This window comes from Shewanella sp. 30m-14 (assembly GCF_052977125.1).
In genome coordinates, this window is record NZ_JBRILW010000007.1 from 52,155 (window position 1) to 67,835 (window position 15,681).

Here is a 15,681-nt window from a genome sequence, read left to right on the forward strand (position 1 = left end):
GGAGGCGGCCAACGAATAGTTAGTAGCCAAATCCCAGCGATTAAAAACAAAAAAAGCTCAAGCAATTTGCTTGAGCTTTTTTGTGTCTGGACCTTACTGTCTCAACCAACCATCAGGAATATTCAGTGATTTTATCACTTTTGCCGGTGTACCAGCCGCTAAGCAATTTGGTGGTATTTTATCAACCACTATCGAACCTGCAGCTATGACTGAGTTGTCGCCAATAGAAGAGCCTGCTAGGATCATCGAATTTGCACCTACCCATACATTATTTCCAATGATAACAGGGCCTTTCTTTATCTCTCTGTCAGGCGTTAATTGATGGAAATCAGTATCAAAAATATATGTCATATCGCCTATCTTGGTGTGATGACCTATTTTAATAGATTGAGTCGCGCAAATATTGACCCCGTCATTAAAAAATGAACCATCGCCTATTTCTAAAAAAGCTCCTGCTTGTACTGTAATATTTTGATGTAAGCGAAAAGACCGAAAGCAGCATTGTCTACCAAGGTGCATAGCGCCTTTATTGTGAATATTGGGCCATCCACCACTGAAAGATGGCGTACCATTCATTGTAATCTTCTTTCTTTTACAGAAAAGCTTAATAGAGAGTGCTTTCAGCTTTCGACGAAGACTCATTTTTTTACACATACTTATTTTCCGAATATTTACACTAGATGAGCGAGAGCAGCTCGTGATAATCATGAAGCAATGATTAACAGACGTGTCTACTAGGCATTAGTTATATGAGTTGCATTGATATGGACGATATGGGTGTCAGCAGCTTGGATACTGCAAAAAAGGAGTGTTTTTTACATGAACCTTCAGTGAGTGGCAAGGAGTTATTCTGCAGACTTTGATCTACAATGGGTTTGACTTTACCTCGGCGGTTAAGCACTAAATGGATAAATATTAGTATACAAGGAATATGCATATGACTTTAATGATTAAACTGGCTTTTCGCTCTGAGGTGTCAGGCTTTAACTGGTAATGCTTATTATTTTAGTCAATATCACTGGCTTTTCGTTTTTTATTGTTCTTTGTTCTTGGTACTGCATTTGGCTTTAGTCTTGCGGGCTCAATAGCAATATGGCAGACTCTTGCCGATAAACTGCCCTTCGATGCGTTGGCCTTGACGCACTTTTCGACTTGGAAAGACAGAGTGAAACAAAAGCTAAAAGGACTGGGGTTTTCCTTAGTCATCTTCATCGTTATTGTCATCTTTAATGCGCTGTTTGGCGCGCCGCCTATTAACTTAAGTGGTATCGAAAAATACAGCGAACGTATCCCTGCTGAAGAGGCTCGAGATCTGGGTTTTATTCTATTTAAGAATAAGCGCTATCCCGAAGCGAGGGCATTTTTTACGCCTTCAGCACAGTTAGGTGATGTCGGTAGTCAGTTATCACTCGCTACACTTTATTTTTACGATTTGACTACAGCTAACAATTACCAGCAGGCGTATCATTGGTTTAGCAAAAATAGCGATAATGCTTTTGCTCAATATTATTTGAGCTTGTTGTATCACTTTGGACATTACGTGCCTCAAAACCAGATAAAGTCATTATTCTGGATAGAAAAGTCCGCAGCACATTCTTTTCCTGCAGCGCAGCATAATTTGGCTGTCTATTACTATAACCTAGGCGATTTCAGCCAAGCTTACCTTTGGGCACGTTACGCTAGAGGTAATGATTTTTCTCAGGCTCGCAGCCTAGTTAAACAAGCCGCAGATCATTTGACAGCGCAAGAAAAAGCCATTGCTGACCAAACCTATAGAAACAGCAATACTAAGCATCGCTGGGACTCAGAGAACAATAACCAGATTAGTGCACTCTTAGAGCAGGTATTTTAGTCATGAAGATACATTCGATGTCACTGGAGTGCGCCAGTGGTCAAACACAGCAGATGGGCGCGGTGGCAAGCCGTACCACATTAAAGCACCGACTCAAAGAGATACGAGACACTGCTATCTTTGATGAGAGTGTATCTGAAGGCGCTGTAGCCAAGGGTGAGCAAGTTAAAGGCGATAATTCAACTGAAGCGCTGACCATGCCAATGCTGATTGTTCAAGCTGGGGTCAAAGGCAGTGAGATCACCTTCACTTATGATTTTTTGAGTAAAGATGAAGGTTTATTAGCCCTGTATTATACGAGCAATAAAGGTGGGCTTGAGCGTCAAAAGGAGTTTGGCTTTGTCAGTTTTAGCGAGCTTGAGTTGCATCTGCAGCGGCTCTTGAGTGAGAGTGAGGGCAAGTTTGTTGAACACTACTTTCCTAAAAGTTCCCGATTTAGTTTGTTGCTCAAGTATTTGGGGGGCGCCTATATCACAGCAGCTTGTCTGGGCTTATTGTCTTTCATCTTTTTATCTGATGTGATTTGGCATGATGATATTTTTAATTCAGCCTACATTGCTGGGGGCGTGATTTATGCTCTTACGCTGCCCATATTGCTGCTTAAGGCCTTGTCGCAGAAAGGCAGAGAGCGTGCAGAGCAAGTCGGCCAGAGCACGACTAAACAAGTGTTTGGCATATTAGTGGGTAATATAGTCTTGAGCTTTGCACTGGTTGCTGGTGGCTGTAATTTATTGCATGTTATCAACGCCAAGCCTGCAGAGCTAGACATTACTTTTTCTGATAAAAACCAAGATTATTGGGGGAAAAACTGTAAGGGCGGCGTTAACATCGAACACTTCTCAGGGACTGTCTGCTTGGAGGATAGAGCTTATTGGAAGATTATTCATCCTAGTATGAAAGCTGTTGCACTGGGAGAGTCATCGGTTATTGCTTTTAAGGTAAAAGCCATCGAGCTTAAATAGTCGCACTTAAGATCCTTAGGGTATTTATTTAGTCTGCACTTTTCACTTTTTCCTAAGTTATTATTGGCCCTTCAAAACTGTTTCATCAGCGTATCAGACTTGTGATTCAAGTCTTGATGGTTTCCTGATGGATAAGCGCTTATTAGCGATATCAGCTACCTCACACAGTTTAATTTATCTGTTAGAACCGCTACTTTTATTTTAAATCTGCTTTTAATCAATTCAGTTCATGAAAATGCTTCCTATGCATTTCGCCTATGGTTCAAATATCTGCTTTATATATTCAAAGCCAAATAACTAATTGAAAATGTTTAGTTTGTAAGTATATTTGGTTTTTTGTTTAGCGCTCTTTTTTAGCGTAGCATCACTCTGCGATGTTGCGCATTGGTAATCATTTTGTTTGTTTTTGTGTTGTTAATGTTGCTACGTGTATACTGGTATGATAGGTTGACTGCATAATGTTGGGATAGCTAGAGATTAGTTGCACTAGAATTTATCGATTCAAAGGTTAGTTACATCAGAAACAGTTGCACATTGAATTAAAACTATAAAACTCAGAGAGGGAAGTTATGAATACCAATCAAAGGATGTTTTGCCGCAGCGCACTGTCATTATGTATTGCTGGATTATTTAGTTCTGCAGCTATAGCAAATGACGCGGAGCAAGAAAGTAACAACGTTGAACGAATTGCTGTAACGGGTTCAAACATTTTTAACGGTTCCGCTAACGCTTCATCATCATCGCCGATTACTGAAATAGGAAGAGACAGCATTGAAGGAGTGGCGGCAATATCTCTTGGTGATGTATTAAATAAAGTCCCTTCCGTGACTGCATCGATTAATGGTTCAAGTGATAATGTTTCTCTTGGTGGCGCAGGTAGTAACGTTGGTGTTTCGACTACTTCACTTCGTAACTTAGGCACTGCTCGAACCTTAGTATTAGTGAATGGTCGTCGTTATGTCTCAGGAGTTTCTGCAAATACAGGTTATGGTGTTGATTTAAACTCGATCCCGCCAGCGATTATTGAGCGCGTAGATGTACTAACTGGCGGGCAATCTGCTATTTACGGCTCTGATGCCATTGCTGGTGTTATTAATATTATCACTAAACAGAATTACGAAGGTTTGGAAATCAATGCTTTTGCGGCCGATTCTTCTGAAGGGGGAGCAGAGAGACAGAACATTGACTTTACCTATGGTCAGAACTTTGATGAAGGAAATGCATGGGTTTCTGTAGGCTACTCCAATCAAGAGGCTTTAAACTCGTCAGAAAGAGACTTTTCCAGATATGAAATGAGATTTCTTGATACCAATGGTGATGGCATCAGGGACTCTATAGCTAGACGAGATGGCCCTGGTCATGTTGATGGAGCATCACTCGGTTATGGTGATCTAAAAATATTTGGTAATGGGGACCCATTTAATACCAATCAGCCTTTGCTTGACGGCAATTTCCAACCTATGGGCGAATCTGACTGGGATAATCAACATGCTAATCGTACTTTAGTTACCCCGTTCCAACGCTTCAATGTCGCTTCCGGGATGAGTTTCGATGTATCTGAAAATTCAGATTTAAAAGTAGAGCTAAACTACTCACAGACAAAAGCCAGTGTTGATTTAGAAGAAGCGCCAATTGACGTTGTAAACAATATCTTTAGAAAAGGAGATGGTGGTACTACAGGTATCGATGTAGCAACGAGTCCCTTCTTCGTAGGCAGTAGTGCTGGACAGCAGCTTCTTGCTGTCATGGGTGATAATACTTCTCTTGATGGTGTATCGACGAATAGACGTACCTATGAGTTTGGTAATCGAACAACTGAAAATCACCGTGAGACTTTCCGTATTGCAGGTAGCTATAACTATTATTTTGATAATGATTTGGACTGGAAAACGAGTGCTACTTATGGCATCACTTCGCAACAACAGCAAAATAGCGGTGACTTTAGTATCCCTCATATGCAACAGGCTGTGACGATTGAAGACGATGGCAATGGTGGTTATCAGTGTGCCGATGAAATAGCTAGAATTTACGGTTGTTTACCTGTGAATCCATTTGGTACTACTGACAGTTTGGCAGGCCAAGCCGGGATTGTCGGATTTTCTGATGAAGCAATGAAGTATCTTGCTGTTAGCACTGGTCAAACGGGTAAAGTTGAACAATTTGTTATTAACAGTGTTGTATCTGGAGAGTTAGATTTATCTGTTGGTCACGATAATATGGGATTTGCTGCAGGTCTTGAATACCGTAAAGAGTCCGCAGTTGAAAACCCAGATAGTTTTCGTCAGTTAGGCATTACACGCGAAGGCGCGGTGCAACCTATTGACGGTAGTTTTGATGTCGCCGAAGTTTTTGGTGAGCTTTATATTCCAGTTGCTGACTGGCTGAATGTGAGTTTAGCGGGCCGTGTGGGCGACTACTCTACAATCGGTACCACATCAACTTATCGACTCGGTCTAGATGCACCCATTAATGATGTAATTCGTCTTCGTGCTAGTCAATCAAGCTCTGTGCGCGCGCCAAACATTAATGATATCTTTTCTACAGGAACAACCAGTGTCGCTAACCCTACCATTGATGTTTGTAACGGAGCGAGCAGTTCAGGGACGTCGAATAGAGATGTTAACTGTAGTTCTATTTCGGCTATTGCAAACCGAATGGCGACCGATCCAAATGGCGAGTATGTATTGGTTGGCTCAGAAACCAATAATACTTTAGTAATGCAGAGCGGCTCTCCAGATCTTAAAGAGGAGACTGCTGATTCATTGACTTTAGGATTTGTTGTAACGCCGATAGATAATTTATACGTTTCACTCGATTATTATGATATCGAAATTGAAGATGGTATTACCACAATCACTCCCGATATTATGGTTGAGCGTTGTTATGACGCTGACCCATCACAATTTGATGCAAGCTGTGGCGGCAAAGTCGTGCGTGACGTAAAAGACGGTCCAATTCTAAATATTTACTCTACATCAATTAATGCCGATACCATTTCAACTAGCGGTTTAGATCTTGAGATAGGTTACTCGCTTGAAGATTTACACTTAAATTTAATCGCTAACTATCTCGGTGAATATGAAATTGATACACCAGGTGGAAAAATTGATAATTTAGGAAAAACCTTATTCCCTGAGTATCGTTATACGATGAATGCCTCTTATGACATTACTGATGCTTTTAACTTATATGCACAGTTGACTTACCGCTCTGAAACTAAGGGTGTGCTTGGTGAAACGACGCTGTCGGATGATCTAAACACTATGGATGCGGTTTACTATGTTGATCTTAGAGCTAGCTACCAAATAAATGATGCTGTTAATGTTTATCTTGGCTCAAATAACTTATTTGATGAGCAGCCAGATATTCAGGCGACGAGTGCGGCAGTCGGTACCAATACTACGCCTCAAGCTTATGATGTTATTGGTCGTCAAATCTTTGCTGGTGTTAAATTGACATTCTAATAGCTGGGAAAGGCATGCTCTTTTTATAACAATAAATGCCTTGTTGTCGGTGTAATGTCCTAAAACCTAATCAATGTTGATTAGGTTTTATTTTACTTAAAAGTTAAGGAGTCCCGCTTGAAGCCTACTGAGTTATTTTTCCTACTTATGCTATTTGTCGCGCTTGTTTGTGGGCCAGTGTTAGCTGTGGAAAGTCAAACAAAAGTACCTGTTCAGGCCAAGGTGAGTTGGGTAAAAGCGGGGCAACTTCCAGCTCCTAAAGGCTTTAATCAATCTATCGGTATAGCTGGTGCCTATAGTGCATTTGTCGGTAATTACCTTGTGGTTGCTGGTGGGGCTAATTTTCCTAAGGGCCACCCTTTTTTTGATAAGGGGGTTAAGCAGTATTATTCAGATATTTTTGTTTTTGATACCGCAAATAATCAATTTGAGTTAGTAGCTCATGGGCAATTACCCTCCGCAAGAGGTCATGGTGCAGCTGTGGTTGTTGACAATAGTCTGTATCTTGTTGGAGGTAAAAATAACGGCCAAGCCTTCGACTCTATTCTAAAGCTGACACTAGATGATAACTCTCAACCTGTGGTTAATGCTGTTAATCAACTGCCTTTTACTTGGGATTCTGGCGCGGCGGCCTGGCAAGACGACTCACTGTTTTTATTTGCCGGTAAGCATAACGGCGTAGTGAGTAATGCAGTGTGTCAGTTTTCTTTGAAACAGCAAAAATGCATCAATAAAGATAAGATAGCGCCAATCCCGGGGCTTGCGAGAGCCGATTTCCCCTCCATAAAGCATCACAAACAATTTTATGTATTTGGTGGTGCAAATATGCTGGCAGGAAAAGGACGTTATGTTCTAACCGACGCTTATGCGTTTGACTTTGAAGCACTAAGCTGGAGAACACTTACACCGGTTACAGTTAAAGACCAACCCTATTCTGTCGCTGGTGGTGGGGTTGCGGTGATTAATGATGAGCAATTCATTTTACTTGGTGGTGTAAACAGGCAAGTGTTTAACGATGCTATTTTTCAATTGGCGACTAGCTCACAGGATAGGCTATCTAAGTTCAAACAATATTATTTTAGTTTGAATGAGCAAGAGGTTAACTTTAGCCGCCAACAGCTTATTTATGATCTCAATAAAGATAACTGGTCAACTTTAAGTAAGGAGGTGCCTTTTACGGGGGGAGCGGGGCCCCTTGCTATATCGCAAAAAGATAACCAAATATATTGGATTTCTGGCGAGATAAGGCCGGTTATCCGTACCCCTAATGTGTATCAAGCCACTATTGAACCTGTTCAATAAAACTGTCGTCTATTTCATTATCTTGTTTAGTACATTGATATTTATTAGCAGAGCCTGGATCTGAGACTCGCTTATCCCCTCAACTTGCTAAACCAATAATCACTTAAATTAGTTAAAGCTTTCTACAATGGTTTACCTAGTTGCACCTTATTTGAAGGTGTAACTTGTAAGCCGCTTTCCTGTACCCAGCAATATTAACTCCTACGACTATCACTAGCACTACCAATTATCTAGTTATACTATTATACCACAAAGTTCTTGTCCAATTTTTGCACACATGTTTGTATTGGTGGTGTGACAGGTTGATATGTAAAACCGTGGATCAGATATTTGAGTCGCTACTACAGGACTCACTGAGTTCGCGTAAGACTTCAATAAGATAAGAACATGGGTACTTAAGCTGTTTGTAGCGTTAAAGTGGTTCAGGATGTATAGCTTGAGTAAAGAACCTTTAGATTATCAGCCACTTATTGCTGGCTTTGTCATGGATAACACTTAATTTATAAAGGTGACATTATGCTGAGAACAATTAGATTAACAGCGCTATTTATTGCTTTATGCTCCATGGGCTTTAGTAGTGGATATGCGCAAGCAAACACATTGGTCGCAAATTTTGATGCGATGCATGAAACAAGCCCAACGAGCCAAGGTTGGAGTGATTTCCTTTCGGGGCAAGCTACGGGAACAGTAGTGCAAGATTTAAATGCCGCAAGTTGGAAGTCAACGGGAAGCAGCGGCAGAGCGCAATGGAATATGCTTCCAACTACCGAGCTTAATAATGAGGCTAGTCTAAAAGGTTGGCGAATGAGCTGGACTAGTCGCGTTGAGTCTGGCGGCTATATCACTGATTACTACGCAAATGGTGCTTTACGTTTTCTACCAATATTGAGTATTAGTGCGTCGGGAGATTTAGTCGTAAACCTAGTTGGGGGAGGAGAACATACATTAGTTTCAGGAACGGGAGCGGATAGCTATCATCAATACGTGGTTGAGTATGATCCACTTACTCAACTTGCTAGTTTCAGCTTTGATGGAGTGATAATTGATCCTGCTTGGGTTGGTGAGGCCAGCAATCAAAATATGCTTGCATGGGGAAATGGTTCATCAAACATTAATGGTATTGCTTATTATAGAACTGTCGCCTTTGAGACGCTCAGCGAAACAGTACCTGAAGAAGCTAAGATTATTGCAACGTGGGACTCATCTGGGATCACTTTTGATGGCGAAAGCCAATTTATATCGGTTGATACTGAACTTGCATCTGTACAGCAGCTGGCCCGAGGTAGCATATTTACCAAGTTTAAAGCCACGGGGACAACAGCAACTCTTTTTAGTGCTTCCAATTCAGCCGAAGGTTCAAGTGAATTTGCAATACTGATTAATGGTGATGGCACGTTACGGGTGCATGCTCGAGAGAACGGCAGTTTTGTCAATGACTCAAAAACCGTCACCACATTCAATAATAATCAAGAGCACAAAGCACTGATTATGGTGGATGCAAACGGTACCCAAATCTATGTCGATGGCCGGTTAGCATTCAGTGGTAATGCAACTAGCTTTCTTAGCGCCATTGCGGGGTTAGATAGCATGAATATTGGTCGTAACCATGATAGTAATGGTGGCCAATGGTATTTCAGCGGCAGCATAGATGAAACCCGTATTTATGACAATATACTGACGGCAGAGCAAGCTGAGGCTCTCACTCGGTTATCGACTGTGGTGGCGACTTTTGATAGTAACCTCAATACCGATCCCCTCTTGGCTGGCTGGACAAATGATAGTGCGGACTCTGGCGCAGGCAGTTTAGTCAACGAACAAGGTCAAGCTGCTTGGCAGGCTAGTGGTATTAATGGCCGAGCTGAGTGGGAAATACAGCCTAGCGTGCAAGTTAATCGAGATGCGACAACCTTAGGCTGGAAAATGACCACCACGAGTCGAATTGTGTCGGGCAGTGCGATTTCTGATTACTACGCAAATGGTAATAAACGCTTTTTAGCTTTGTTAAGTATCAATGGCAATGGTGACTTAGTCGCAGCGTTGGAGGGAGGCAGTAGTCATACATTAGTGCCGATGACTGGTGCGGATAAGTACCATACCTATGAAGTGATTTACGATGTTGAAACGAGCTTAGCGACGTTTTATTTTGACGGTATTGCAATCGAAACTTGGGCTGGTTCCGCTACCAGTCAGAATGTCATAGTGTGGGGTAATGGCTCTTCTGGCACAAATGGTGTTGCCAATTACCGTTATGTCAACTTTGAGACCTTTGGTAGTGGTCCGGCTATCTTTGAAAGTATTGTTTTTCAAGGAGATCAAGAAGGCGATGATGGTATGAGTCATTATCGAATACCTTCCATGGTCCAATCTGCAGATGGCTCAATACTGGCGTTTATTGAAGGCCGTCCAAGTGGTGGAGATCCTGGGCAAGTGGGTCAGATTAACATCTCTTTAAAACGTTCAATTGATAATGGACGTAGCTGGCTACCTGTGCAGATTATTCATCAAGATCCAGCGTTTGATTATTCAGATCCCCGTCCATTTGTTGATAAATCGACAAATACGGTTTATGTGTTTTATGTGCAGTGGCCAGACTTGTGTGCACAAAATGGTAACTGTGTCGCCCCGGGTGATGCTAACTATTTGTACTATAAAAAAAGTATTGATAATGGACTGACATGGTCCGCCGCAGTCGATGTTACTTCGCAAGTTAAAGATCCGACTTGGCGTTCAATAAACCCAGGTCCAGGGCAAGGGATCCAATTGCAATGGCAGACTTCAGCTCAAGGTGAACACAATGGCAGAATGATTTTTCCAGCCATAGTGCGTGCTGGTAATAGCCTGTTTTATGTTGCGACAGTGTTTAGTGACGACAATGGCTTAACTTGGCATAAAGGTGAGTTTACGCCTGTTTCTGGACCGACCGAAGCTGATATGGTTGAGCTTAATGATGGAACATTATTATTGTCCGCTCGCAATGATGGAGGCGCAGCAGGTACTCGTTATCACTTCTTGAGTCATGATGGCGGGATCACATGGACGCAAACAAGTCATGACTTGGCTGTTTCTAAGGTTGATATTGGGCTCACTCGATTTTCAGCGATAAGAGCGGGAAATGCTGAAGATCTTATCATTGCTACTGCGCCCATAGGTACAACATCAGGCCCTAATCGTAATAACTTGGGGATTTGGGTCAGTACAGATGAAGGGACTAATTTTGGCACTCCTTATCAATTAGTTTATGGCATGAGTGCCTATTCTGATGTGGTAAGGCTAAATGACGGCTCTATTGGTGTGATTTATGAGGCGACGGGAAGCACGCTATTGAAGTTTCTAAACTTTGAGCTGAGCAGCCTTGAGCGGCAGTAAGCTGGCTGTTTTACAGTGCTATCCATGGCTATGAAATAGAAACCTAGGCTGTTAGCTATAAGTATGGCTAACAGTCTACATTTCGAGCCGTTAAGCTAAGGCGTCGATTTCATCTGCTATAAGCTGTTTGATAACCGCCCAGTGAGACTCTTGCCAGTCCCCCTTATGGGGTAACATCGAGAAATGATCTGCATTTGGTATGCTAATTTGCTTTATATCTTGGCTTGTTTGGTCTTTATAGCGCTTGAGCTGAGCAATTTTGACACAAGTGTCGAGCTCACCATGCACTAATGTTAGGTTAAGGTGCATTGCGGGTAAGTCGCTTGGGTTGCATGCTTGGTAACGCTCAGGAAAATCTTTTACCGTGCCTCCCATTAGCCTATGTATTTGCTGAGGCTGTTCAAGATCATCGGCTGCGGTTAAATCTAGTATGCCGCTAATAGAAATAACGTTTCGAATAGCAAGTGCTTGTGGGCTGAAGAGGGGACTGCTTGGAGATATCTTCGATCTAGAAGCCGCCCAAGTTGCCAAATGTCCGCCGGCAGAATGCCCGATTAATAGGATCCGCCTTAAGTCCAAACCCTCCTCAAGGCTAATATGTTGAAGCATGTCTATGCCTGCTGCAATATCCTTAAATGTTGCGGGCCATGGCGCTTTGATATTGTCGCCTACACTATCCATGCGACGATATTCTAAGTTCCATATTGCGACATTAAAGCCTTGCAAGTAATCAACAATGGCACTGGTAGCATATGTTTCAAGAGTATGATTATCCTTCCAATAACCACCATGAATCACGATAACAACAGCTGTTAGTTTCTCTTTATGACTCGGTGTATAAAGGTGGGCAAACTGCTGACTATCGTTGCCATAATACACTTTTTTTAGCTGATGCTTATTCATAGTCTTGAACTGGTGTGGTTGATAATCACTCAACGGTATAATAGGTGTACCAAAAGATCAATGTTTAATGAAAGTAAGCCCAAAGTTTACTTTTGCTATCGATGTGGCATCTATTTGGGATAATTGTGTATACATTCATAGCACCACTGGTATGATAGCTAGATAGGTATAAAACTTGTTAGGTGCTAAAGGAACTTCGAATGCCAATTACTATTAAACGTCCTGTTGAACGAAAAAAACTTTCAGAAACCGTTGAAGAAGAATTGGAACAGATGATACGCCAAGGTGAAATAGCCGAAGGTGAAGCGCTGCCGTCTGAAAGAGAGTTAATGGCGGCATTTGGAGTGGGCAGGCCTTCAATTCGCGATGCCTTGTCAGCACTTGCACGCAAAGGCTTAGTTAAAATTAGCAGCGGTGAACGAACTCGTGTGAGTAGACCTTCTCCTGAAACCATTATTTCTGAGCTATCTGGAATGTCAAAAGACTTTCTATCGCAGCCTAACGGATTGCAATATTTTGATCAGCTAAGAAGCTTCTTTGAATCGAGCTTAGTGCGCCATGCGGCTGAGTTTGCAACAAGTGAACAAATTGAAGAGTTAGAAAAAGCGGTCGCATTAAATGGCAAAGCAATAGATAACGAAAGCCAATTTAAAAAAACCGATATCTATTTTCACCATGTCATAGCATCAATACCTGGTAATCCCATTTTTTTGGCCATTCACCAAGCGCTAGTTGATTGGGTTATTGATGCTAGACCGGCTAAAACCAACGTTAAAGAGTTAAACGCTAAAAGCCATCAAGACCATGTCGATATTTTAGAATGCATTAAAAATCGTGATGTAGAGGGAGCGGATAAAAAGTTAACTCAACACATACAATATGTATTTGATAAGTATTACGATTAGTAGAGAAATATTTTCATGCTCAAGCAGTCTTTTCAGTAAAGGCTGCTTATCTATTTTTGAGCTTAATTAAAACATGAATTATTCATTCTAAGGGCTATCTTACGATAGCCCTTTTTTATTGCGCGCAGTTTGAGCGCTTTTGAAAATCGAAGCGCGAGGTTGCTTTAGTGTTAAATTAATTGTTGTTTTTTGTGGCCCTGATGTTTCCATGGTGGTATAACAGGTATACAGCTAACCACTAATATTTGAAACATATGACCAACAAACTAATAAAGTTAGCATTCTGTTTGATGTTAATGATGCCGCTACTTGCCGTCGCTGAAACGTTTGTCAGCTGGCAAAAGATCGAGACGGAGCTCTCTGGACCATTTCGTTTAGGTGCTGGTGCGTTCATAGGTGAGCAAGGTGAGCATGTTATTATCTCCTCTGGGTTGGAGTTTGAGCCGTTCACTCAAGAGCAACCATTAATCGTTGAAAACATGCTGCTAACCGCTAAGCAATCTCAGCTTGTTTATATTGTTACCGCCGATAGTGCAGTGGTACCGACTTCTTTATCGGCGAACGATGGCAATAGAGCCTATGCGGCTACTGCTCCTTTTGCTGGGGGGACACTTGTTATTGGTGGCATTAATGCGCAGCAAGCATCGAATCGAGTCAATCTACTGGTATGGCAACAGAGCGCTTCTGTATTAGAGAGTTTTTTATTACCGCCACTCCCCGTCGCCGTAAAATCGCCATCAGCTGTCATTGTCGAAAACACTGTGTATGTATTAACGGGGATGGATGCAAATAACCAGTTTTTCGCTTTGGATTTGAGCGCGTTAACAGCAGGTAAAAATTTGCTTTCAAACAATCAATTTGATTTTGAACGCTTCGCAGCCAAGAGCGCTTGGCGCGCTTTACCTGCATTACCAAGTGAAAGTACCACTTATCAAAATGGTGTGCAGTTAGCGGTTCAAAATGATGGCAGTGGTGAAAAAATATATGCGATAGGGGGCTATCGTCTATTAAACCAAGAGCCGAATTCAAGCCATATTCCTCTGCCCTTAACGGCTTTTTGGAAGTTTAATCCAGCCATTGAAACTCTCGCTAATCAATGGCAAAAACTCGGCGACATTTCAGAGACGAATAATGACTTTAATCAGCAAGTAAATAGCCTGGCAACATTCGGCCATTCACACATACTCGCCTTTACCGATAAGGGCGATACTTTAGCATTTAATGCGATAACTAATAGTTGGACGCAATATTTAACGGCGAATGATAATCGCAATACTCCAGCCGATTTTAGTGGCGGGATCACTGAAAGCACCATGACTGCAAACGGTTATGTTTATGCACTAAGCCCTAGTCTTGATAACCGCTCTGCATCTACATTATGGCAAGCATCATTAAAGCGACCAGCTAAGGATTTTGGTTGGATCAACATGACGGTACTAGTGACATATTTAGTATTTGTCGTTTTGGTTGGCTTGTTCTTCGTTTTCAAAAATAGAACCACTAATGATTATTTTCGTGGTGGTCAATCGATTCCTTGGTGGGCCGCTGCTTGCTCAATTTATGCCACCATGTTGAGTTCGTTAACTTACGTTGCGTTACCCGCGGTGGTTTTTCAGAGCAACTGGCTATTGTTATTGGGGATCTGGATGATCATTGCTGTCGCCCCTATTGCGATTTATGTTGCTATGCCGTTTTTCCGTCAGATTGATGCAACGAGCGCCTACGAATACCTTTCAAAACGCTTCAATATGAGCGTCAGATTATTTGCTAGTGGTTTATTTACGCTATTCCATGTAGGACGCATGGGTATTGTTATGGCACTTACTGCATTAGCTTTGTCTGCTGTTACGCCGTTATCTCCGAGTGAGAGCGTATTGATAATGGGAGTTCTTTGTCTCATCTATTGCACTATGGGTGGAATTGAGGCAGTGATTTGGACTGATACCTTACAAACCATAGTGTTACTTATTGGTGCAGTGCTGTGCTTTATCGTCATCATTGCAGGGTTAGACGGAGGTATGGCTGAGTTTATTAGTATTGGTCTTACGGATAATAAATTTACCATGGTGGATGTTGATTTTAGCCTCGATAGCATAACTACCTTGTCTATTTGGGTCGTTGTAATTGGTGGTATTGGCCAGAATCTATCAAGTTATACGGCAGATCAAGCCGTAGTGCAGCGTTACATGGTGACTAAGAACCCGAAAGAAGCCAGTCGTTCTATCTGGGCAAATGCCATTATTGCCGCGCCTGCAGCGCTATTGTTTTTCTGTATTGGTACTGGGCTGTATGCGTTTTACCAAACCCATCCTGAGAAGTTAGATCCTACAATTCAAATAGATCAAATATTCCCAACCTTTATTGCAACAGAGCTGCCCGTGGGGCTAGCAGGCTTGATTGTGGCCGGGATATTCGCCGCCGCACAATCTACCGTGTCAACTAGCATGAACTCCATTGCCACGACTCTTGTGACAGACTTTATACGCCCCTTTAATTTAGTAAAAACAGAACAAGGCTATATGAGCGCCGCACGTTGGCTGACGTTCATTATGGGCGTATTGGGAACCTTAGCGGGCCTTATCTTTATTGACCCTGAAATTCGCTCCTTAATGGAGGCGTATTTTAAGGTCATTGGCATGTTTATGGGGGCGTTAGGAGGTTTATTTGTACTAGGGGCATTGACTAAAAAAGCCAACTCATTTGGCGCGATAGTCGGAATTTTAGCTGGCGTTGCAACCATGGTTTCAGCTTGGCAGTTGGGATGGGCGAATGGTTACTTGTACGCCACGATAGGAATAGTGTCTTGTTTAGTGTTTGGCTACGTTGCCAGCTTACTGACACAAAACACGAAAGCAGCGAATAAAGACTTAACTGGATTAACACTTTACACAATGGACTCAGTCGCCATCAAACCATCGTAAACATCA

General features: G+C 42.1%; 9 protein-coding genes. 7 read left to right on the forward strand and 2 right to left on the reverse strand.

Annotation, left to right across the window (positions count from 1 at the left end; translation table 11 throughout):
* Positions 1–93: 93 nt before the first annotated feature.
* Positions 94–576 carry an acyltransferase gene (locus tag ACVBIU_RS07180; RefSeq protein WP_447162098.1) on the reverse strand — a complete coding sequence of 161 codons (483 nt, stop codon included), beginning with the start codon at positions 574–576 and terminating at the stop codon, positions 94–96.
* 460 nt (positions 577–1,036) lie between these two features.
* Between ACVBIU_RS07180 and ACVBIU_RS07185 the strand changes: the two genes are divergently transcribed.
* From ACVBIU_RS07185 to ACVBIU_RS07205, 5 genes are all read left to right on the forward strand, one after another.
* On the forward strand, positions 1,037–1,852 hold the full coding sequence (locus ACVBIU_RS07185; protein ID WP_447162097.1) for a tetratricopeptide repeat protein: 816 nt from the start codon (positions 1,037–1,039) through the stop codon (positions 1,850–1,852).
* Between the two features lie 2 nt (positions 1,853–1,854).
* On the forward strand, positions 1,855–2,814 hold the full coding sequence (locus ACVBIU_RS07190; RefSeq protein WP_447162096.1) for a hypothetical protein: 960 nt from the start codon (positions 1,855–1,857) through the stop codon (positions 2,812–2,814).
* A 569-nt stretch (positions 2,815–3,383) separates the two neighbouring features.
* A complete protein-coding gene (locus ACVBIU_RS07195) occupies positions 3,384–6,278 on the forward strand; it encodes a TonB-dependent receptor domain-containing protein (protein ID WP_447163428.1) in 2,895 nt (964 codons plus the stop codon).
* 117 nt (positions 6,279–6,395) lie between these two features.
* Positions 6,396–7,580 (forward strand): cyclically-permuted mutarotase family protein, encoded by a 1,185-nt coding sequence (locus ACVBIU_RS07200; RefSeq protein WP_447163427.1) that lies wholly within the window; start codon positions 6,396–6,398, stop codon positions 7,578–7,580.
* A 516-nt stretch (positions 7,581–8,096) separates the two neighbouring features.
* A complete protein-coding gene (locus tag ACVBIU_RS07205) occupies positions 8,097–10,946 on the forward strand; it encodes an exo-alpha-sialidase (RefSeq protein ID WP_447162093.1) in 2,850 nt (949 codons plus the stop codon).
* A 90-nt stretch (positions 10,947–11,036) separates the two neighbouring features.
* On the opposite strand, the gene ACVBIU_RS07210 is transcribed toward ACVBIU_RS07205, so the two are convergent.
* Positions 11,037–11,849: an alpha/beta hydrolase gene (locus ACVBIU_RS07210; RefSeq protein ID WP_447162092.1), complete on the reverse strand. Its 813-nt coding sequence runs from the start codon at positions 11,847–11,849 to the stop codon at positions 11,037–11,039.
* A gap of 200 nt (positions 11,850–12,049) precedes the next feature.
* Between ACVBIU_RS07210 and ACVBIU_RS07215 the strand changes: the two genes are divergently transcribed.
* Positions 12,050–12,754, forward strand: coding sequence for a transcriptional regulator NanR (locus ACVBIU_RS07215; protein WP_012154766.1), 705 nt, complete (start codon positions 12,050–12,052; stop codon positions 12,752–12,754).
* 254 nt (positions 12,755–13,008) lie between these two features.
* Positions 13,009–15,675, forward strand: a complete 2,667-nt coding sequence (locus ACVBIU_RS07220; protein ID WP_447163426.1) for a sodium:solute symporter family transporter — start codon at positions 13,009–13,011, stop codon at positions 15,673–15,675.
* Positions 15,676–15,681: the final 6 nt, after the last annotated feature.